Raw genomic sequence first — 19,708 nt, 5'->3', positions numbered from 1 at the left:
CGAGCGGGCCCGGCCCGGCGGAGGCAGTCTGAATCCGCGGCGATCGCAGCGCATGCGATCGCCGCGGCAGACGTATCCGCACGGGAGGGATTCACGATGAACGAGACGATGGTGTGCGCGGTGGGCAACGTGGCGACACGGCCCGTGTACCGGGACCTGGCGAACGGCGCGTCGGCGCGGTTCCGGCTGGCGGTGACCTCGCGGTACTGGGACCGCGAGAAGAACGGGTGGACGGACGGGCACACCAACTTCTTCACGGTGTGGGCCAATCGAGCGCTCGCCACGAACGTGGGGGCCTCGGTGTCGGTGGGCGATCCCGTCATCGTGCAGGGCAGGCTGAAGGTGCGCACCGAGACCCGCGACGGGCAGAGCTGGACGTCGGCGGACATCGACGCGGTGGCGATCGGCCACGACCTCTCCCGCGGTACATCGGCCTTCCGGCGTCCGGCCAAGGAGGGCGAGCCGGCTGTCTCGCAGCGCCCCGAGCCCAGTTGGGAATCGGCCCCGGACGCGCCGCCCGAGAGCGTCTCCCAACCACGTCCGGAACCGGCCGGAGTGACGTGATGTCAGAGAGAGCCACCATCTGACCGAACTGCGGCTTATCGACAAATACACGCGGAACAACCCACGTGGATTTGTCGATAGGTGCAGCTCATGGACGTGATCGCGATAACGATTCCGAGTCAGATCGGTTATCGGATGACATGACCGGGGGGAGCGATGCGGGGCTTCTTTAGGATGCCGAACACAGCTTTCGGGGCTTCTGATTCTGCTGGCGGGACCGTCCCCCATGTCAAAGGGTCCTGCGCGAAGGGGAATTCTGTGTCTTCTGCGTTCTCTCTGTTGTCCGTGCGTGGGCGAGGGGCAGCAGCCCGTCTCGCCGCCGCGGCCTTGGTGTGGGGGCTCGCCGCCGCGGGGACGATCTCCGCGGCCGGTACGGCCACCGCCGACGAGATCCCGCAGAACGAGGGCGGAGCGACCGCCGCCATAGGAGACCTGAAGACATACGGCTCGGCGGTCATTCACGAGAACGGCGAGGATTCGTGGGTCTCGGCCGGCCTGTTCGAGATGTCCGTCGAGAACGGCGGCATGTTGCAGACCTATTGCATCGACCTCCACAACCCGACCCAGCGGGACGCCAGATATCAGGAGACCTCCTGGAGCGCCACGTCGCTGAGCGGCAACAAGGACGCGGGCAGGATCCGCTGGATCCTCGAGAACTCCTATCCGCAGGTGAACGACCTGGCGGCGCTGGCGGAGAAGGCCGGTGTCACCGGACTCACCGAGCAGGACGCGGCGGCCGGCACCCAGGTGGCGATCTGGCGGTACTCGGACGGCGCCGACGTGGACGCGGCGGACCCGCGGGCGGAGAAGCTCGCGGACTATCTGCAGAAGAACGCGCGAGACCTGGCGGAGCCCGAGGCCTCGCTGACGCTCACCCCGGCGGCGGTGTCCGGCCACCCGGGTGAGCGGCTCGGCCCGGTCACAGTGCACACCAATGCGGGCAGCGTGACGGTGACCCCGCCCACCGACATCGCCGCAGGCGGTGTGAAGGTCGTCGACAAGGACGGCAAGGCGGTCACCTCCGCGACGAACGGCGGCCGGCTCTACTTCGACGTGCCGAAGGACGGTGCGGACGGTTCCACCGCCCTCACCGTGCAGGCCTCCACGACAGTGCCGGTCGGCCGTGCCTTCACCTCGGAGAGCCGCAGCCAGACGCAGATCCTCGCGGGCTCCAGCGAGTCCACCGTCTCCGCCGTCGCCACCGCGAACTGGGCCGCGAAGGGCGCGATACCCGCCCTGTCCGCCCGGAAGGACTGCGCCAAGAGCGGCGTCGACATCACGGCCGCGAACAAGGGTGACGAGGCGTTCACGTTCGAGCTGATGGGCGTCGAGCACACCGTCGCCGCGGGCATATCCGAGACGCTCACGATCCCGTTGCAGGAAGACCAGGCGTACGACTTCACGATCGGCGGCACGGACGGCGGCGGGAAGCGGTTCAAGGGCGTACTGGACTGCAAGACCCAGGGCGGCACGAGCGGCCTCTCGGCCCAGACGCTCAGCGAGCCGAGCCCGGCGTCGGTGGGCGGGTCCAGCGGTGGCACCGACCTCGCCGAGACGGGCGGCTCCGGACCGACCCCGGTCATCGCTGGCGCGGCCATCGCCCTCGTCATGATCGGCGGCGCCGCGGTGGTCCTCATCGGCAGGAAGAAGACACCGCCGCAGGCCTGACGCAACGGCACCCGGGTCACCGGGTCACCGGGTCACCGGGTCACCGGGTCACCGGGTCACCGGGTCACCGGGTCACCGGGTCACCGGGTCACCGGGTCACCGGGTCACCGGGAAGGGTCCCTCCTCGGCATCGCGCACGGTGAGCCGTGCGATGACGATCGAGGACATGAGAATCGGCCGCCCCGCCGACGGGAGTCGACGGGGCGACGATCCTGACGGGGGCTAGGAGCGGGCGCTCCGGACGCGTACGACGGCGAAGGCGGCCGCGAGCAGGCCGAGGGCTCCGACGATGAGACCCGCGGTACCCAGGGCGCGCGCGGTGGAGTCGTCGCTCTTGCCGCTCGCGGTCGATTCCCCGGCGGCCGAGGACGAGGACGAGCCTGAGCCGGAGGCCCCGGTGCCGGCCGAGGCGGGCGCCTCTGCCGCACCCTTGGCAGTAAGGGTGAGAGCCGGGGCCGGGCTCTCCGGCTCGTCCTCACCCTTCTGCGACTGCTCGATCCAGCGGACCACCTTGCCGTCCGAGTAGGTCTGGAGGGTCTTGAAGGTCAACTGGGCGACGTCGTCGGGGAGCTGGCCGAAGGCGACCTGGAAGTCCTGGAACTCGCCGTGGCGGATCCGGCCTCCGGTCCAGGTGATCTCGGAGACGGCGTCGGTGATCGTGCCGTCGTCCGTCTTGACGGGCTTCTTCAGCTTGATGGTCGTCGCCTTCGCGGTCCATCCCGCCTGCGGGGTGACCAGGACGCCCAGGACGGGGTGATCGGTGGGAAGGAAGATCTGCACCTTGGTGGTGCTGGCGGTGTCCTCCTCGTTGGGGACACGGAAGCTCAGGAGACCGTCCGTGGCTCCCTTGGCGTAGCTCTCGGGGTGGACCGTCACATGCGCGAAGGCCGCGCCCGCGGCGGTCAGGACTCCCGCGGTGACGAGGGCGGCGACGGTGCCGGTGCGGCGCAGGGCGGTGCTGATCGGGGACATCTGGAAACTCCGTACTGAGGGGAAACGTGGTCAGGGCGTGGGAGCGAGCCCTGCCGGCGGTCCCCGGCGCGAGACGGCGTGACGCAGCAGCGCCCGGCCGAGCGGCCACGGCGCGGCCGGTGTCCGGCCCGCGGCATCGCCGTACGGCTGTACCGGACGCGCTCCCGCCCTCGTCCTCCACCAGGCGGCGAGGCCCGGCACGAACGACACGGCCCGGCGCAGCAGGGACCACAGGGCGGCCTCGCCGCGCCGCAGCCACCAGGTCGCCAGCAGAGCGGCGGCGACATGCGCGGCCGTGGCGTGGGGGGTCAGGGCGTGGGCGGACGGAGACGCCATGTGCATCCCGGGCATGTTCATCGCCATGCGCGGCCTGGCGGCCTCGAAGCCGAGGTGGAGTCCGGCCTGCGCGACGAGCATGGCGCCGCCGATGCCGGACAGGGAACGTTCGCGGCCGCCCAGGGGACAGCCGGCGGCGAAGACGGCGAGAAGTCCCGCGCCCTCGGCCCAGAGCGGCGGCGCCTGCCCGGTGGCGAGCAGATGCCCCCCGGCGGCCAGCAGCACGCACAGGACGGCGAACACCGCGGCGCGCAGACTCCGTACCGCCGGCGACGCATTCATGGTGCCCAGATACTCCCATGGGGAGGGAGTGACCGTCGCGGCTTCCCCCCGCGGTCTGCGTCACGGTCCGCCAGGCTCCCCCGGTCGCCGCTCGGGTAGGGTCCCGCTGAGCCTGGAAGGGACCCGCCATGCGTCTTCGCTGTGCCGTGCTGGACGACTATCAGAGCGTCGCGACCGGGATCGCCGACTGGTCATCCGTCGCGGATGCCGTGGAAGTCATCTGCTTCGACCGGCACTTGGGTGACGAGGACGCGCTGGCCGCCGCGCTCGCGGACTTCGACATCGTCGTCACGCTGCGCGAACGCGTCTCCTTCCCGGCGTCCTTGTTCGCCCGGCTGCCCCGGCTGCGACTGCTGATCGCCTCCGGGATGCGCAACACCGTGATCGACTACGCCGCGGCCGAGGCGCACGGGGTGACCGTGTGCGGCACGCCGAGTTCCTCGACTCCCCCGGTGGAGCTGACCTGGGCCCTGCTGCTCGGTCTCGCGCGGGGGATCGTCACGGAGAACAACGCCCTGCGGGCGGGCGGCCCCTGGCAGAGCACCGTCGGAACCGACCTGCACGGCCGTCGGCTCGGCCTGCTCGGGCTGGGCAAGACCGGCGGCCAGGTGGCCCGGGTGGGCCTCGCCTTCGGCATGCGGGTCGCCGCGTGGAGCCAGAACCTCACCGCGGAACGGGCCGAGGAGGTGGGAGTGGAGCTCTCGCCCTCCAAGGAGGAACTGCTGGCGGGCAGCGACTTCGTCTCCGTCCATCTCGCGCTCGGTGAGCGCACCAGGGGGCTCGTGGGCGCCGCCGAACTGGCTCTGCTCAAGCCGACCGCCTTCCTCGTCAACACCTCGCGCTCGGCGATCGTCGACCAGGACGCCCTGCTGGCCGCGCTGCACGCGGGTCGCATCGCCGGGGCGGGCGTCGACGTGTTCGACACCGAACCGCTGCCCGCCGGTCATCCGATGCGCTCGGCCCCGCGTCTGCTGGCCACCCCGCACCTCGGGTATGTGTCGCGTTCCAACTACGAGACGTACTACGGGGCGGCGGTCGAGAACATCCGGGCGTTCCTGGCGGGCACGCCGCTGCGTCGCCTCGGCTGACCTCGCCCGCCCGGCCCCAACCGGACGAACAGCCGCTCTTCCGGCCCCTGTTCGAAGAGTGATCCCCTGGTGAACGCCCGTGACCAGGTGTGGACGGACGCGTTGAAGGGGAAGTGCGGTCGCGTCCGAGCCATCGCACTCGTCGAGTCTAAGGAGAACGTGATGTCTCGCATCGCGAAGGCCGCCGCAGTCGTCGTGGGCACGGGTGCCGTGGCCCTCAGCGGGGCCGGCATGGCCATGGCTGACGCCGGCGCCCAGGGCGGGGCCGTCGGCTCGCCCGGTGTCCTGTCGGGCAACGTCATCCAGGCCCCGATCAACGTGCCGGTCAACCTGTGCGGCAACACGATCAACGTCGTCGGTCTGCTGAACCCGGCCTTCGGCAACACCTGCGTGAACGGCGGCGGCCACCTCAAGCAGCACCACCACAAGACCCACGGCCACCACGAGACCCACGGCCACCACGAGACTCACGGCCACCACGAGACTCACGGCCACCACGAGACCCACGGCTACGGCAACTGAGCGCAGCACGCGCGAGGCCCCGGCGGGAAGTCACCGCCGGGGCCTCGTCGTTCCCGCCGCGTGTGGCTACGCGTAGCGGTAGATGTGGCTGTGGTCCTCCATCGACTCCGGCGTCACGCCCCACGGGGGCATCTTCTCGCGCCGGGCGACGATGCGCCGGTACTGGGAATCGCGTGGTCCCGGGGGCCGCTCGGGCAGATAGCGGGCGCCCTGGTGGCGTTGCTGCCAGCGGGTCCACTGGAGGTCGACGAAGGCGTGGTGCAGCCAGAAGACGGGGTCGTTGACGGAGGCGCCGCCCAGCATGTGGCCCCCGACCCAGCGGTGGACGCGGTTGTGGTTCTCCCAGGTCGCGTTCCCCGTCCCGCGTCCCCAGCCCTCCAGCCGGTTCCGGAAGCCGCGCCCGGTCGTCGAGTCGTAGGGCGCCACGTCGTAGACGGGATCGTTCAGGGCGGTGTTCAGTGCGGCCCGCGTGGGCAGCTGGATCGGCTTGGCCGGGCGGCCGAACTCCCGCGTGAGGAAGGTCCCGTCGGTCACCCCCTCCTTGATCGTCCACTTACCGTGCGCGTGGGCGAAGGGGCCGGTCATGACCTGGCGGTCCGAGCGGCGCCCGTTGCCACCGAGCAGGTCCTTGGTCCACGGCGCCGAAGTCGGCGTACGGTCCCGCGTCCAGTCCCAGTACGGCACGCTCACCCCGGAGTCCACGCGTCGCAGCGCCTGCTCCAGGTCCAGCAGGAAGCACCGGTGCCAGGGCAGGAACGAGGGCGCCATGTGGGCCGCGCGGAGTCCGCCGTCGCCGTCGGAGACGTAGTAGTCGATGTGTCTGCGGACGAACTCGTCGTACTCACCTCGGCGTTTGACCTCCAGCATCGCGGTGACGAAACGGCGCCGCTCCGCGCTCGTGAGGGTGCTGACGTTCCTACGCGTGTACACCATGCTGGTGGCCACCCCCCTCCACACCGCTCCGCCGCCCGCCGCCCGCCGCGCCGTTCATGCCCGCCATGCCCCTGAGCTGCTCGGACCGGCCGAGTTGGTCGACTGCCGCGCGGACCGCCGCGAGCGGTGTCGGGTACGACTCGTAGTGGTCCACCATGCTGAGGTAGCTGCCGTCCGCGCGGCGCATCAGATGCAGCGGCCGGCCGTCCACCGTGACCTGCCACTCGCCGCCGGCGAACGAGGCCCGCCCGTCCTTACCGGTCGTGGCGCCGAGGATGTGGCGGCCGCGGTACATCTCGTCGAAGGACAGGTCACGGGGGCGGCGGCGCGGTGGCCTCGAGGCCGCGACGACGGGGGCCAGCGCGACGCCGACGGCCGACAGGAGCAGTCCCCGCATCGCGCCGCGCCGGGTCAGCGCCACTCCACCCGCCAGGCGTTCCGCACCGCGGCCGCGTGCCCGGGCGGCAGGCACCCGGCTCCACCCGCGCCCCGGTGCTCTGCCCGGGATCCAACTGGCGAACATGTCTCTCTCCTCCACGAATTCAGGCTGTATCGGTCGGCTTCGGGAAGGCCGGTCGGCGGCGGGCGGCCCCCGACGCTCCGGACGGAGACGGCGGGCCCGGGCCGGACTCCCGGGCGTCCGCTCCGCCGGACGGAACCGCCTACGAGCCGGAGCCCATCTCCAGGTTCGCCACGGGCACGGTCTTCAGCAGCGGTGTGAGCACGGCGGCCTGAGGCAGCTTCAGACCGGGAAGGCCGAGGCGCTCGGGGTCCGGTGCGCCGAGCGGGCCGTCCAGGGAGGCTCCGGGCGTCAGAGCCTGAAGACCGGCCGCCGGCGCGGAAAGCCCGAGGTGGTCGGATCCCTCGCCGAGGAGGTGCGGGAGAGGCGTACGGACTTCGGCGCCGGGCAGCCCGCCGCTGAGCGGGACCTGGGGCACGGTCCGGTCGGGGATCATCCGGCCCTCGACGTACCGCGGCCCCTCCAGCCTGCCCGGCAGGGGCAACGGCAGTTGGCCCCCGATGCTGGGCGCCTTCAGGCCGAGGGACTGCTCGACCCCGTTCAGCGGCACCGGGATGGGGACCGTGTCGGCCGCGACCGCGGGGGCCGCGGCGGCGGCACCCACCGCCGCCGCCACACCGGTCATGACAGCGGCGAGAGTTCCTCGTGTGGTCGGCTTCATCTCAGGTACGGTCCCTTTCAGGATTCGGGGGTTCGGCGTCCGTACCACGTAACGATTCCGGGAACGTCATCAGCTCAAGATTCCCCCGACGGACTCATTAGTCGTCCGATAGGGAGATTCAGCTGGTCCAGAAATCCCACCAGCGGGTCAGGATCAGCATTCCGACGACACCGATGTGCAGTGCCGGGAGAACCCAGGTGAACTCCGCCAGGAATGCCTTCAGCCATTCCGGTGCGGGCAGGAAATTGTTCCGTACGTTGAAGGAGGTGACGTACCAGAACATGATGATCGTGGCGACCCAGGCCAGACAGCACCACAGGCACAGCGCGTTGATCCGGTAGAACGACTGGAACTGGAGCCAGCTGACGAATCCGACGCCGAACAACGTGCCCGCGTCGAACGTCAGCCAGTACCACCGAGGGAATCCCGCGCCGGCCAGCAGGCTCACGCCGACACAGATCACCACGCTGTACGTCACGAGGCCGAGCATCGGGTTCGGGAAACCGAAGGCCGACGCCTGCTCGCTCTTCATGACACTGCCGCAGGAGACCACCGGGTTCAGGCTGCACCCCGGGACGAAGTTCGGGTTCTCCAGCAGCTTGAACTTGTCGATGGTGATGACCCAGGCGGCGAGCAGACCGGCCGCCCCGGTGATCACCATCAGCAGGGCGAAGGCGAGGCCGCTGCCGGCGGTGCGCCCGCGCGCGCCGTGGCCGCCGCCCGTCCCCACGCCCGCGCCGCCGACCCCCACGCCGCTCGTCCCCCCGCCCGCGGCGGCCGCCATCAGCCGCGCAGGCTGCGTGCGGGCAGCAGCACGTGGGACGCGCTGAGCAAGGTCTCCTCGTCGCCCGCGAAGGCCGTCAGGTCCTCGGGTGCGACGGGCTTGCCCGGCTCGGCCACGGGCCAGGCCCGGGTGGCGAACAGGAAGTAGGCGTAGCCGCGCTTGCCCACCGCCGCGAGCCACTCCGGCGGGGCGACGCACTGGGCGTTGAGGTACGGCATGTTGACGACGGCCTGGCCGGCCTCGACGAGAAGGGTGAGCGGCAGGCTCGGCTGCCGGGATCCGTCGATGAGCGTGTCGCCCACGGGCAGTCCGTTGTCGATCAGCAGTTGCCGGATGGCGGCCGCCGATCCTTCGGGACCCCCTTCGCCGTCTCCCAGCGAGTAGGCGAGGAGATAGGGCATGTCACCGTCGGGGGCTTCTCCGCTGAATGCCATGACGGCGAGCGTGCCGAGATCGGCTACCCGGAGAGGGCGCATATCGCTTGAGGTTGAGGTCACCGCGGAACCTTATCGATGCGCCCGTTCGGGTTCCGGTCCGAAATCACTCGACCGGGCGATGTCCGGGAGCGTGACCACACGAACGAGGTACACGGCTCGAACAGCGCGAAGGGCCGATTCCACGCCTTCGGAATCGGCCCTTCGCGCCACAGCCGTCTTACGGTGTCAGTGGTTGGCGCAGACGTTGCCGAAGGTCGGGTTCAGCAGACCGATGACGTCGACGGTGTTGCCGCAGACGTTGACCGGGATGTGCACGGGAACCTGGAGGACGTTGCCCGACAGAACACCCGGGGAATTGACCGCGGCACCCTCGGCACCGGAGTCCGCGACGGCAGCACCCGCGGCAGCACCCGCGGCCATTCCGGCGGTGGCGAAAATAAGAGCGGCCTTCTTGGCAGTGTTCATTGTGAGCCCTTTCATAGGAGATTTTCTCCAGAGCCTAGGGAAATGCGTGCGGGCATTGCGGAAAGACACGCGCGCAAGGGATACGACTAACCCTGAAGGGGAAGCCCGCCGAGGAGCTTGGCGGGGGCGGCGGTCGTGTTGAGCGTCTTCGTCGCGCCGTTCACGCCGCTCAGCACGGAGCCCTTGTTCTCGCTGTCGAGCGCGTTCGACTGGTGCTGGAGCGGAAGGGCGTCCTGCACGCTGAGCGAACGCTGGCTGGTGACGGTCTCCAGGGCACCGTTGAGACTGGAGGGGGTGAGGCCGGAGGCTCCGGCGGCGAACGCGGGCGCGGCGGCACCGGCGAGGGCCAGGGAACCGGCGACTACGGCGGCGGCCTTGAGGGATTTCATCGTGTTCCTTTCTTCGGCGACCGATGTCACCGGAGGGAATTCCTCTTCGCGCTGCCTAACGAGCCCCGAACGCGGCGGAAACTCCGCGTGCAGAAGATTCCTGCAACGCGCCCGGAGAACAGCCCTGTACATCGGCCTGCGGGAACCCGGCTTCTCGTACCGCGACGCGGACCGACCGCGGTTTGTCACGGCACCGCTCGCCGCCGCCCTTTGTCACGGCGACGCGAACCGACCGCCCTCCGCTTCGAGACCGCGAACCGACCGCCCTCCGCTTCGAGACCGCGGACCGACCGCCCCCCGTTTCGTCAACCCGGACCGGCCGCCCCCCGTTTCGGGAGGGCGGCCGGCCAGAAGGGTCCGCGATGACGTCAGTGGTTGACGCAGGTGTTCCCGAACGCCGGGTTCAGCAGACCGATGACGTTGACGGTGTTGCCGCAGACGTTGACCGGGATGTGAACCGGAACCTGCAGGACGTTGCCCGACAGGACGCCCGGGGAGTGGGCGGCCGCGCCGTGCGCGCCGCTGTCTGCAGCGGCGATGCCGGCGGTGCCGGCTACAGCGGCGGCGGCAACGGTGGTCAGGGCCAGGCCCTTCGCAATACGCGACATGGAGAAGTGCTCCTTGGAAATCGACACAACATCCGGGCGGGATGCCCGGCTCTGGATTCAACGCGCGGCGCACACCCGGGTTGTGCCTCCAAAGGGGTGATGTCTCGGACGGCCTGGTTCACGATTCCGACACACATCACAGCTTTCGGTGACAAAGAGGGACAACGGCTACAGTCGAGCTCTCCGAAGGGCGTCCGGAAGCAGGCGCCGAGGAGCGCCGGGGGCTCGCGGGGAGCCGACGCGCACGTGTCCGACTCGTCCGATTCTCGGATTTTCCGTTCGTCCGCTGGTCCAGAACCTTTTCCCCGAAAGGGCACCGCCGGTCATGCGTACTTCCCCGACCCTGCTGCTGCGCCGCGCGATCGTGGGCTGCTCCGCTCTCGCCGCCCTCTGGGCGCCGGGTACCCCGGCGTCCGCGGGAGCGTCCGCCGACAGACCGCCCACCGCGCAGGCGGAGTCGCTCCCGTTCACCCAGCGGTACCGTGCGCTCCAGCACGGCGGCATCGCGAGGGCCGCCAACTCCTCGATCGGCTGCCGGAGTTCCACGAGGTCCGCGCTGCCCCACGGCTCGGCGAGAGCGGCCGGGGTGAGCCGCGCCGCGACTCCCTCGTGCCCGGCGGTCCGCCGGGGCGCCACGGCCGCCAACGGCGACTTCGACATGGTCTACATCGACGTCGACCACGACCCGAACACCTACAACTCCAGCCGCGCCGAGGTCCGTCTGCCGAAGGGCGCGCGGGTCACGTACGCGCGGCTGTACTGGGGCGGCAACCTCCGGGTCGGCGAGCAGAAGCCGCCGAGGGACAACGGGCGGGTGCTGATCGCCGAGCCGGGCGGCGCGTACAAGGAACTGCGCGCGGACCGCGTGGTCGGGCACCGGGCGGCCCGCGGGGCGGACGCGTTCCAGGCCTCGGCGGACGTCACCCGCCTGGTGCGGGCGAGCGGTTCGGGTCTCTACACGGTGGCCCAGGTGAATGTGGCGAAGGGCCGGTCCGTCGCCGGGGCGTGGGGCGGCTGGACGCTGATGGCTGCCTACGAGAAGAAGGCGGAGCCGCTCCGGCGTCTGGCGATCTGGGACGGATTCGCGACGCTCGGCCCCGGCGAGGAACGCGTGGTGCCGCTCGGCGGGCTGGACCTGCCCGCACGGGTGCGGGGCCGGGTGGGCCTGGTCGCATACAACGGCGACCGTGGACGCGGGGGCGACTCCCTTTCCGTCTCGAACGGCCGCGGGACGCCGACGGTGCTGGGCGATGCCGCCAACCCCCGTGACGACGTGCTGAATTCGACCATCAGCGGACCCGGCCCCGATGCCGTCAGGCGGGTGCCCGCGTACGCGAACACGCTCGGCTACGACTCGGACGTCCTCGAAATCGGCCCGGGGATTCGTGGCGGGGGTGACCAGTTGGCCTTCCGGATCGTTTCGCAGCGGGACGCGGCCTGGATCGGAGCACTGTTCGCCGCCGTCGACGCGAAGCAGTGACGCGCGCCCCGGCGCGCCGCCCGTCAGCGAGGAACCGCGCATGCATCTGCCAACAGACCCTCCGCCGCGGGTCCTTCATGTCACGCAGCCGGTCGACGGCGGCGTCGCCCGCGTGGTCGCCGACCTCGTCGGGGCGCAGCTCGCCGCCGGACTTCGGGTGACCGTCGCCTGCCCGGACGGCAACGGCTTCGCCCGGGAGGTACGGGCGCTCGGCGCGGACGTACGGCCCTGGCACGCGACGCGGGCGCCGGGGCCGCAGCTGGCGCAGGAGGTACGGCGACTCGGCCGGGTCCTGGCCCGGGTGCGGCCCGACGTGGTGCACGCGCACAGCGCGAAGGCGGGGCTCGCGGCCAGGCTCGCCCTGCGCGGACGGGTGCCGACGGTGTTCCAGCCGCACGCCTGGTCGTTCGAGGCCGTCGACGGTGCCGCCGCCGCGCTCGCGCTGCGCTGGGAGCGCTGGGGGGCGCGCTGGGCGTCCCGGGTGGTGTGCGTCAGCGAGGCGGAGCGCACGACCGGCGTACGAGCCGGAGTGCGCGCCCCCTGGAAGGTGATCCCGAACGGCGTCGACCCCGAGCGTTTCCACCCGGCCGCCGTGGAGACCGTACGAGCCGGGCTGCCGTTGCTCGCGGGGGTCGGTCCGGCGGCTCCGCTGGTGGTGTGCGTGGGGCGGCTGTGCCGGCAGAAGGGGCAGGACATCCTTCTCGACGCGTGGCCCTCGGTGCTGCGGCGGGTGCCCACGGCGCGGCTGGTGTTCGTCGGGGACGGCCCGGACGCCCCGCGGCTGCGCGCCGGGGCACCGCGTGACGTGCTGTTCGCCGGGGCCACGGCCGACGCGGTGCCCTGGTACCAGGCCGCCGATCTGGTGGTGCTGCCGTCCCGCTGGGAAGGCATGGCGCTGGCCCCGCTCGAGGCGATGGCCTGCGGACGCCCGGTCGTCATGACCGACGTGGACGGCGCCCGCGAGAGCCTGCCGCCGGGACATGACACCCGCTGTCTGGTGGCCACGCCGGAACCGGCGCCGCTGGCCGAGGCGATCGGCGGGCTGCTGGCCGATCCGCTGCTGCGCGAATCGATCGGCCACCAGGGGCGCCTCCACGTACTGACCACGCACGACGTGCGCCTCACGGCCGACGCGGTCGCGGAGGTCTACCGCGAACTGCTGTCCGGCCGACAGCCGCAGCACGCCGGAAGCCTCATGTGCGCGGACCACACCGAGTGCAGGGAGTCCATCCACTCGTGACTGCGGAAAGCACCGTTCCCTCCCCTGGCGGACAGCCCCGGGAGTACGGATTCTCATCTGTCTCGGTCATGTCCTCGCGCGAGACCGACGGCGGTTTCAGGTTCCCGGCCGGGCAGCGGAAGGCCGCCCGGCGGGTCTCCTGGCTGCCGCTGGCCGCCATGGACGCCGTCGCCGCGCTGGTGGCCGGACAGACGCTCAGCGAGATGCAGCGGCACCCGCTGTTCGTCGTCGCCCTGCTGCTCGGCGTGATCTCCCTGAACGCGCGGGCGTCGCTGTACCGGCCGGTGCCGCTGCCCGCCCTGCTCGACGAACTGCCCGCGGTCTGCGCGCGGATCGCGGTCACCTGGTGCACGCTGGCCGCCGTCTTCGCCGCAGTCGCCCCGGACGAGGCGCTGTCCGCCCGGACGCTGGCCCTGGGCTGCGCCGCGCAGTCGCTGATCAGCTGCGCGGGCCGCGGCACGGTGCACCGGCGGCGCCGGCGGGCCCTCGCGCAGCACCCCGTCGCCGCGCTGGTGGTCGGTCCCGCCGGGACGGCGCAGCGGGTGGCGGCGGCCTTCCTTCGCCATCCCAACTGCGGGGTACGGCCCGTCGGTGTCGTCTCCGACCGGCCCACCGGCCTCGATCAACTGCCGGTGCTCACCACCGGCGAGGAGGTGCAGCGGGCCCTCATCCAGAACAGCGTGCGGGCCGTGCTGGTGGTGGAGCCGCCGAGCCGGCGTGGGCCGATGCTGCGGGCGCTGGCCCTCGCGGGCTGCGAGCTGTGGGAGGTCGACCCGGACTGCCCGTCGTACGAGCGTGAGGGCCGGCACACGCTGGCCGGCTTCGCCTGCCGCCCCCTGTCGGTCGGCGGGCGGCGCGCGGGTTTCGGGAAGCGGCTCCTCGATGTCGCCGTCTCCGGCTCCCTGTTGCTGCTGGTCAGTCCGCTGCTGCTGGTGTTCGCGGCTGTTCTGCGGCTGACCGACGGGCCCGGTGTGGTGTTCCGGCAGGAGCGCATCGGCAAGGACGGACGGCCGTTCACGCTGCTGAAGTTCCGCACCCACCGCCCGGTCGACGAGCACGAGGCGGCGACCCGCTGGAGCGTGGCGGGCGAGCCGGAGATGACCCGCTTCTGCCACTTCCTCAGGCGCACCTCGCTCGACGAGCTGCTCCAGCTGCTGAACGTCCTGTGGGGAGACATGAGCCTGGTCGGGCCGCGTCCCGAACGCCCGTACTTCGTGGCCAAGTTCAGCCAGACCTACCCCGGCTACGCGGCCCGTCACCGGATGCAGACCGGCATCACCGGACTCGCCCAGGTGCACGGGCTGCGCGGCGACACCTCGATCGAGGACCGCTGCCGCTTCGACAACGCGTACATCGACAACTGGTCGATGTGGCAGGACATCTGCATCCTGCTGCGCACGGCCGCGGCGCTGATGCGCCCGACGGGGAGCTGAGCCGATGAGCCAGTCCCTGCCCGTCACTCCCCTGGACACCGTGACCGCCGCCCTGCGGCGCGTACTGCCGGTGCTGCCCGTCGTCGCGGTGATCGCGCTGCTCGCGCTGCCGATCGCGCCGAGCGGCGAGGGCGGTGCGAACATCGCGGACGGCATGTCGGGACTCGTGGTGCTCTGCTGCGCGATCCATCTCGTACGGACCCGCCGCCGCCCCCTGTCCGCGACCGCGGCCCTGGTCCTCGGGCTCCCGGTGGTCGGCATCTCGGCCGCGGCGGCCGGGGCGGCGGACCCGGGAGCCGGGATCACCGGCCTCACCCGCTATCTCCAGATCTTCGTGCTGGTGCCGGCGGCGGTCCTGCTGCTCGTACGCGACCGGCGCGACCTGCGTCTGCTGGCCTGGGCGTTCGTCGCGCTGGCGCTGTGGCAGGGGGCGGTCGGGGTGCGGCAGTACGTCACCGGGACCGGTGCCTCGTACCAGGGCGAGGACGTCAGGGCCGTCGGCACGTTCGGGCCGACGGACGTGATGGGCATGGCGACGGTGGTCGCGTTCGGGCTGGTGTGCGCGGTGGCGCTGGCCCTCGGAGCGGCCGAGGCGCGGCAGCGGTCCGTCGCCGTGCTGTGCGCGCTGGCCCTGCTGCCGCCGCTGGCCCTCTCGTTCAGCCGTGGCGCGTGGATCGCCACGGCCGTGGCCTGCGGCGCGCAGCTGGTGCTGGCGGGGCTGCGGCGGGCGGTGAAGGTGGTCGCGGCACTGGCCGCGGCCGGGATGATCCTGGTGGGCGGGCTGGGCTTCGGCAGCGCGATGCTCCAGGAGCGCATCACCAGCATCACGCAGGTCACGGACGCGCCGGACCAGTCGGTGACCGACCGCTACACGATGTGGGCGGCGGCCACCGACATGTGGCGCGAACACCCGCTGACGGGCGTCGGGTTGAAGGGCTTCCCCGACAACCGGGACGGTCACGCCTCGCTCGCGCTCTCCTCCGGCAGCGACATCGCGGGCGCGGGCGCCGCCTATCACAAGCAGGCGCTGCTCTCGCCGCACAACATGTATCTCCTGGTCCTCAGCGAGCAGGGCCTCGTCGGGCTGCTGGCCCTGGCGGGCAGCTGGCTCGCGCTGCTGGTGTGCGCGCTGCGCGGGCTCGTCCGCGTACGCCGCACGTCACCCGACGCCTCGGACCCCGGCGTCACCGCGGGCCCCGCCCGCACCACGGGTCCCGGTCTTCCCGGAGCCGCTGCCCCGAACGGCACGGACTGCGCGCTCATCGCGTGCGGACTGCTCGTCTGGCAGCTGGTCGACTTCGTGTACGCGGACATCGGCGGCCCCTCCACGGTCCTGACGGCCGTCGTCTTCGGCGTCATCGGCTGGTGGGCGCTGATGGATCCGTCGGCGGCACCCGGCACGGACGCGCCGACGCCGGCCGCCGCCGTACGGGAAGAGGCCGCGGCCCGATGACGGTGACGCCGCCCAGGGCGGGGGAAGGCCCGGACACCACCACGGGCTTCGGGACGGGCACGACGACGGACCCGGGCACGGGGGCCGGCACACGGAGCCGTGCCGGCGCGGGGACAGGAACCGGTGCCGGCACGGGAGTCGGCACGGACTTGGGGACAGGGACAGGGACAGGAACCGGCACGCGGACAGGGGCCGGGACGGACTCGGGGACAGGAACCGGCACGGGCTCGGGGACAGGGGCCGGGGCGGTGGCAGGCACGGGGACAGGGGGCGCGGGGATGAACACGGTCGCGGGGGCGGGGGCTGGCGCGGAGGCGCGTGCGGGCACGGAGGCGCGTGCGGGCACGGAAGCACGTGCGGGCACGGAGGCAAAGGGTGGGCCGGGGACGGGGGCTCCCCCCGGCGTCGTACGGCCCCCCGGTTCCCGGAAGGGGGCGGACCGGCCCGAAGCCGCCTCCGACCGCTTCCTCGCGAAGGCCGCTCTCGTCACCGTCGCCCTCTCGATCGCCGGAGCCCTGCTGGGCCTCGGCCGGGATCAGGCGCTCGCGCATCTGTTCGGGGCCGGGTCGGACACGGACGCGTTCCTCGTCGCGTGGACGGTGCCGGAGTTCGCGGCGACGCTGCTGATCGAGGACGGGCTGGCCTTCGTCCTGATCCCGGCGTTCAGCGTGGCCGTGACCCGGCGTGCCAGGGGAGCCGCCGGTGATCCCGTCCGGGCGCTGGTCGCCGCCACCCTGCCCCGGCTGACGCTCGCCTTCGCGGCCGTCGGCGCGCTGCTGATCGCGGGGGCGCCCTACCTGGTCGAGGCGCTCGCGCCCGGTCTGCCCGACCCCCGGCTCGCGGTGGACTGCACCCGGCTGACCGCGACCTGTGTGTTCTCCTTCGGCCTCGCCGGGTACTGCAGCGCGGCCCTGCGGGCGCACCGGCGCTTCGTGGCTCCGGCGGCGATCTACATGGCGTACAACGCCGGGATCATCGCGGTGATGTTCGTCCTGGGCGCGCGCTGGGGCGTACGGTCGGCGGCGCTCGGTGTCGCGGTCGGCGGCGCGCTCATGGTGGTGGCGCAGGCCCCGTCGCTGTGGCGGCAGCTGCGCCGCGGACGGCCGGCGACCGGGGACCTGGACGGTGAGCCGGCCCGCCCGATGAATCTGACCCTCGTCGGCACGGTCCTGCTGTTCGCGCTGTGCCGGCAGTCCCAGGTCCTCGTCGAACGCTTTCTGGCCTCCTCGCTGCCCGCCGGGGCCATCTCGCATCTGAACTACGCCCAGAAAGTGGCCCAGATGCCGATGGTGCTCTCGCTGATGCTCTGCACGGTCACCTTCCCCGTGGTCGCCCAGGCCATCGCGGAGGGCGACACCGAGCGGGCCCGCGACCGGGTGGAGCGCGATCTGACCCTCGTCGCCTGCACGGTGCTCCTCGGCACCGCCGCGGTCGTGGCGTGCGCCCCGCAGATCGTCCAACTGTTGTTCCAGCGCGGTGCGTTCACCGCTCAGGACACGGCGGCGACGGCTGCGGTCATGCGGGTGTACGCCCTCGGGCTGCTCGGTCACACCCTGGTCGGCGCGCTCGTGCGCTCCTACTTCTCCTCGGGGCGGCCGACCTGGTACCCGCTGTTCGCGATGACCGCCGGGATCGTCGCGACCTGCTGGGCCGGGGTCCTGGCCGTCGGCCCCTGGGGGGTCTGCGGGATCGCCGCCGCCAACGCGGCCGGCATCACTCTCACCGCCGTGCTCCTGCTGTACGGCATGGGTCCGCGCAGTGTGCCGATCCGCACCCGCAAGGTGGTGGCCGAGATCGGCAAACCGCTGCGGGCCGCCCTGACCGCGGCGGTGACCGGCGGTCTCTGCGCGAGCCGCGTGGACTCCCCGCTGCTCGGACTCGTCGTCGGCGGCACGGTCGTGACCGTCGTCTTCGCCCTGCTGGCCTGGGCCTTCCGGGTCGAGGGGTTCGCCTCCGCACTCCGTTCCGTCACACGAAGGGTTTCGTATGCCCGTTTCCGCTGACAGCAGCAGACGTACCGGCACGAGTTCCCTCGACGCACCGCCCTGGGTGGCGATGTACCACTCCGTCGGGGACTGTTCCGACGACCCGTACCGCGTCACGGTCTCCCCGGGCCGTCTCGACCAGCAGCTCGCCTGGCTGCGCCGGCGCGGTCTGCGCGGGGTGTGCGTCTCCGACCTGCTCGCGGCCCGCGCCCGCGGCCAGGGGCAGGACCTGGTCGGCCTGACCTTCGACGACGGCTACGCCGACTTCGTCGAGACCGCCCTCCCCCTCCTCGGGCGCCACGGATTCGGCGCCACCCTCTTCGTCCTGCCCGGCCGGCTCGGCGGCGAGAACGCCTGGGATCCGCTGGGCCCGCGAAAGCCGCTGCTGGGCAAGCAGGGCATCCGGCTCACCGCCGCGAGTGAGGGCATGGAGGTCGGCTCGCACGGACTCACCCATGTCGACCTGACGAAGGCCGACGACGCCGTGCTGCACGCCGAGGTCGCGCAGAGCAGAGCGGTGCTCTCGGATTTGATCGGCGCTCACGTCGACGGCTTCTGCTATCCGTACGGGACCATCGACCGCCGGGTCGTGGACGCCGTCCGGGACGCCGGGTACGGCTACGGCTGCGCGATCGACCCCGGCGCGCTGACCGGCCCGTACGCCCTCCCCCGGGTGCACATCGGCGAGAACGACACCGCCGTGCGCATGTTCCTGAAGCACCGACTGCACCGTCTGCGCCGACGCCCGGTCGAGGCGGGCCGGTGAAGGCGCTGCACATCATCACCGGCCTCGGCGTGGGCGGCGCCGAACAGCAGCTGCGGCTGCTGCTGCGGCATCTGCCCGTCCCCTGCGACGTCCTGACGCTGACCAATCCGGGCGCGGTCGCCGAGGGGCTCGCCGACGACGGTGTGCGCGTGATCCATCTCGGCATGTCCGGCAACCGCGACCTCGCCGCGCTCCCCCGCCTGGTGAAGGTGATCCGCGCGGGCCGCTACGACCTCGTGCACACCCACCTCTACCGGGCCTGCGTGTACGGAAGGCTCGCCGCCAGGCTGGCCGGGGTGAGGGCGGTCGTGGCCACCGAGCACTCGCTCGGCGATTCCCAGATGGAGGGCCGCCGGCTCGGCCCCGGCGTACGCGCCCTGTATCTGGCCAGCGAGCGGCTCGGCCGCTCCACCGTCGCCGTGTCGCCCACGGTCGCCGAACGGCTGCGCCGCTGGGGTGTGCCCGGACCGCGCATCGAGATCGTGCCGAACGGCGTGGACGTCGGGCGCTTCCGCTTCGACCCCGACCAGCGCGAAGGCACCCGCCGCCGGCTCGGGCTCCCGGAGGACGCGTACGTCGTCGGCGGCGTCGGCCGGCTCGCGCCGGGCAAACGGTTCGACGTCCTGATCCGCGCGCTGGCCGAACTGCCCGGCGACTGCCGGCTGCTGCTGGTCGGCGGCGGCCCTGAGGAGACCGCGCTACGGCGTACGGCGCACGACGCCCGGGTCGCGGACCGGGTCCTGTTCGCCGGCGAGCGCCCCACCGGCGGCTCTCCCGGCGCCGATCTGCCCTCGCTGATAGGGGCCATGGACGTCCTCGCCTCCCCCAGCCCCGAGGAGGCGTTCGGGCTGGCCGTCGTGGAGGCGCTGGCCGCCGGACTGCCGGTCCTGTACGTCTCCTGCCCGGCCGTCGAGGACCTGCCGCCCGGGGCGGCCCGCGGCGCCGTCCGGGTCGGGGGCGGCGCGGACTCCTTCGCCCGCGCGCTGACCGGCTTACGAGCGCGGGGCCCCGCCCCCCGCTCGGCCCCGGAGGCGGCCCACCACTACTGCATCACCCGCAGCGCCGCACAGCTCATGGACGTGTACGCGGCCGCTGTCTCGCGCACCTGACTGGAGTGAGTTC

21 protein-coding genes are annotated in these 19,708 nt (G+C 72.2%); 11 read left to right on the top strand and 10 right to left on the bottom strand.

Translation table 11 applies throughout. The features are described from left to right. Positions 1–96: 96 nt before the first annotated feature. Both ABZV42_RS37600 and ABZV42_RS37595 read left to right on the top strand, forming a co-directional pair. Positions 97–564 (top strand): single-stranded DNA-binding protein, encoded by a 468-nt coding sequence (locus ABZV42_RS37600; RefSeq protein ID WP_356056001.1) that lies wholly within the window; start codon positions 97–99, stop codon positions 562–564. A gap of 285 nt (positions 565–849) precedes the next feature. Further along, positions 850–2,232, top strand: coding sequence for a thioester domain-containing protein (locus ABZV42_RS37595; RefSeq protein ID WP_355984290.1), 1,383 nt, complete (start codon positions 850–852; stop codon positions 2,230–2,232). Between the two features lie 222 nt (positions 2,233–2,454). Here the strand turns inward: ABZV42_RS37595 and ABZV42_RS37590 are convergent, their stop codons facing one another. Both ABZV42_RS37590 and ABZV42_RS37585 read right to left on the bottom strand, forming a co-directional pair. After that, positions 2,455–3,204, bottom strand: coding sequence for a YcnI family protein (locus ABZV42_RS37590; RefSeq protein WP_355984289.1), 750 nt, complete (start codon positions 3,202–3,204; stop codon positions 2,455–2,457). A gap of 30 nt (positions 3,205–3,234) precedes the next feature. Continuing rightward, entirely contained in the window at positions 3,235–3,822 is a 588-nt protein-coding gene (locus ABZV42_RS37585) for a hypothetical protein (RefSeq protein ID WP_356055999.1), read from the bottom strand. Positions 3,823–3,950: 128 nt separating this feature from the next. On the opposite strand from ABZV42_RS37585, the gene ABZV42_RS37580 reads away from it, so the two are divergent. After that, entirely contained in the window at positions 3,951–4,910 is a 960-nt protein-coding gene (locus tag ABZV42_RS37580; protein ID WP_356055997.1) for a D-2-hydroxyacid dehydrogenase family protein, read from the top strand. Between the two features lie 162 nt (positions 4,911–5,072). Beyond that, positions 5,073–5,432 carry a chaplin gene (locus ABZV42_RS37575; RefSeq protein ID WP_356055995.1) on the top strand — a complete coding sequence of 120 codons (360 nt, stop codon included), beginning with the start codon at positions 5,073–5,075 and terminating at the stop codon, positions 5,430–5,432. A gap of 66 nt (positions 5,433–5,498) precedes the next feature. Here the strand turns inward: ABZV42_RS37575 and ABZV42_RS37570 are convergent, their stop codons facing one another. From ABZV42_RS37570 to chpG, 8 genes are all read right to left on the bottom strand, one after another. Continuing rightward, positions 5,499–6,365 carry a tyrosinase family protein gene (locus ABZV42_RS37570; protein ID WP_355984285.1) on the bottom strand — a complete coding sequence of 289 codons (867 nt, stop codon included), beginning with the start codon at positions 6,363–6,365 and terminating at the stop codon, positions 5,499–5,501. Next, complete coding sequence (locus ABZV42_RS37565; RefSeq protein WP_356056030.1) at positions 6,349–6,762, bottom strand: tyrosinase family oxidase copper chaperone; 414 nt, start codon at positions 6,760–6,762, stop codon at positions 6,349–6,351. The genes ABZV42_RS37570 and ABZV42_RS37565 overlap by 17 nt, the downstream gene beginning before the upstream one ends. Before the next feature lie 265 nt (positions 6,763–7,027). Next, positions 7,028–7,546 (bottom strand): hypothetical protein, encoded by a 519-nt coding sequence (locus tag ABZV42_RS37560; protein WP_355984284.1) that lies wholly within the window; start codon positions 7,544–7,546, stop codon positions 7,028–7,030. A gap of 118 nt (positions 7,547–7,664) precedes the next feature. Continuing rightward, positions 7,665–8,207: a vitamin K epoxide reductase family protein gene (locus ABZV42_RS37555; RefSeq protein WP_355984362.1), complete on the bottom strand. Its 543-nt coding sequence runs from the start codon at positions 8,205–8,207 to the stop codon at positions 7,665–7,667. A gap of 122 nt (positions 8,208–8,329) precedes the next feature. After that, positions 8,330–8,827, bottom strand: a complete 498-nt coding sequence (locus ABZV42_RS37550) for a DUF5949 family protein (RefSeq protein WP_355984283.1) — start codon at positions 8,825–8,827, stop codon at positions 8,330–8,332. A 165-nt stretch (positions 8,828–8,992) separates the two neighbouring features. Next, positions 8,993–9,187, bottom strand: a complete 195-nt coding sequence (locus ABZV42_RS37545; protein WP_355984361.1) for a chaplin — start codon at positions 9,185–9,187, stop codon at positions 8,993–8,995. Between the two features lie 131 nt (positions 9,188–9,318). After that, positions 9,319–9,621 (bottom strand): hypothetical protein, encoded by a 303-nt coding sequence (locus ABZV42_RS37540; protein WP_355984282.1) that lies wholly within the window; start codon positions 9,619–9,621, stop codon positions 9,319–9,321. 368 nt (positions 9,622–9,989) lie between these two features. Further along, complete coding sequence (gene chpG, locus ABZV42_RS37535) at positions 9,990–10,229, bottom strand: chaplin ChpG (protein ID WP_355984281.1); 240 nt, start codon at positions 10,227–10,229, stop codon at positions 9,990–9,992. A gap of 325 nt (positions 10,230–10,554) precedes the next feature. Here chpG and ABZV42_RS37530 point away from each other — a divergent pair, with 325 nt between their 5' ends. The 7 genes from ABZV42_RS37530 (at position 10,555) to ABZV42_RS37500 (ending at position 19,695) form a co-directional block, all read left to right on the top strand. After that, positions 10,555–11,709 carry a DUF3344 domain-containing protein gene (locus tag ABZV42_RS37530; RefSeq protein ID WP_355984280.1) on the top strand — a complete coding sequence of 385 codons (1,155 nt, stop codon included), beginning with the start codon at positions 10,555–10,557 and terminating at the stop codon, positions 11,707–11,709. A 40-nt stretch (positions 11,710–11,749) separates the two neighbouring features. After that, the gene (locus ABZV42_RS37525; protein ID WP_355984279.1) at positions 11,750–12,949 is read left to right on the top strand and encodes a glycosyltransferase family 4 protein; all 1,200 of its coding nucleotides are present in this window, start codon (positions 11,750–11,752) and stop codon (positions 12,947–12,949) included. Beyond that, positions 12,946–14,382: a sugar transferase gene (locus ABZV42_RS37520; RefSeq protein WP_356055993.1), complete on the top strand. Its 1,437-nt coding sequence runs from the start codon at positions 12,946–12,948 to the stop codon at positions 14,380–14,382. Before ABZV42_RS37525 ends, ABZV42_RS37520 begins: the two co-directional genes overlap by 4 nt. A 4-nt stretch (positions 14,383–14,386) precedes the next feature. Beyond that, positions 14,387–15,835, top strand: coding sequence for an O-antigen ligase family protein (locus tag ABZV42_RS37515; protein ID WP_355984277.1), 1,449 nt, complete (start codon positions 14,387–14,389; stop codon positions 15,833–15,835). 278 nt (positions 15,836–16,113) lie between these two features. Continuing rightward, positions 16,114–17,838 (top strand): lipid II flippase MurJ, encoded by a 1,725-nt coding sequence (locus ABZV42_RS37510; protein WP_356055991.1) that lies wholly within the window; start codon positions 16,114–16,116, stop codon positions 17,836–17,838. Continuing rightward, a complete protein-coding gene (locus ABZV42_RS37505; RefSeq protein WP_355984275.1) occupies positions 17,822–18,586 on the top strand; it encodes a polysaccharide deacetylase family protein in 765 nt (254 codons plus the stop codon). Before ABZV42_RS37510 ends, ABZV42_RS37505 begins: the two co-directional genes overlap by 17 nt. Beyond that, positions 18,583–19,695, top strand: coding sequence for a glycosyltransferase (locus tag ABZV42_RS37500; RefSeq protein ID WP_355984274.1), 1,113 nt, complete (start codon positions 18,583–18,585; stop codon positions 19,693–19,695). The genes ABZV42_RS37505 and ABZV42_RS37500 overlap by 4 nt, the downstream gene beginning before the upstream one ends. The last annotated feature ends 13 nt before the right edge of the window (positions 19,696–19,708 follow it).

The sequence above is a fragment of the Streptomyces sp. NPDC005281 genome (genome assembly GCF_040607495.1).
Classification (GTDB): Bacteria; Actinomycetota; Actinomycetes; order Streptomycetales; family Streptomycetaceae; genus Streptomyces.
The sequence above is the reverse complement of the archived record's forward strand: the minus strand, read 5'-3'. Positions and strand labels throughout refer to the sequence as shown.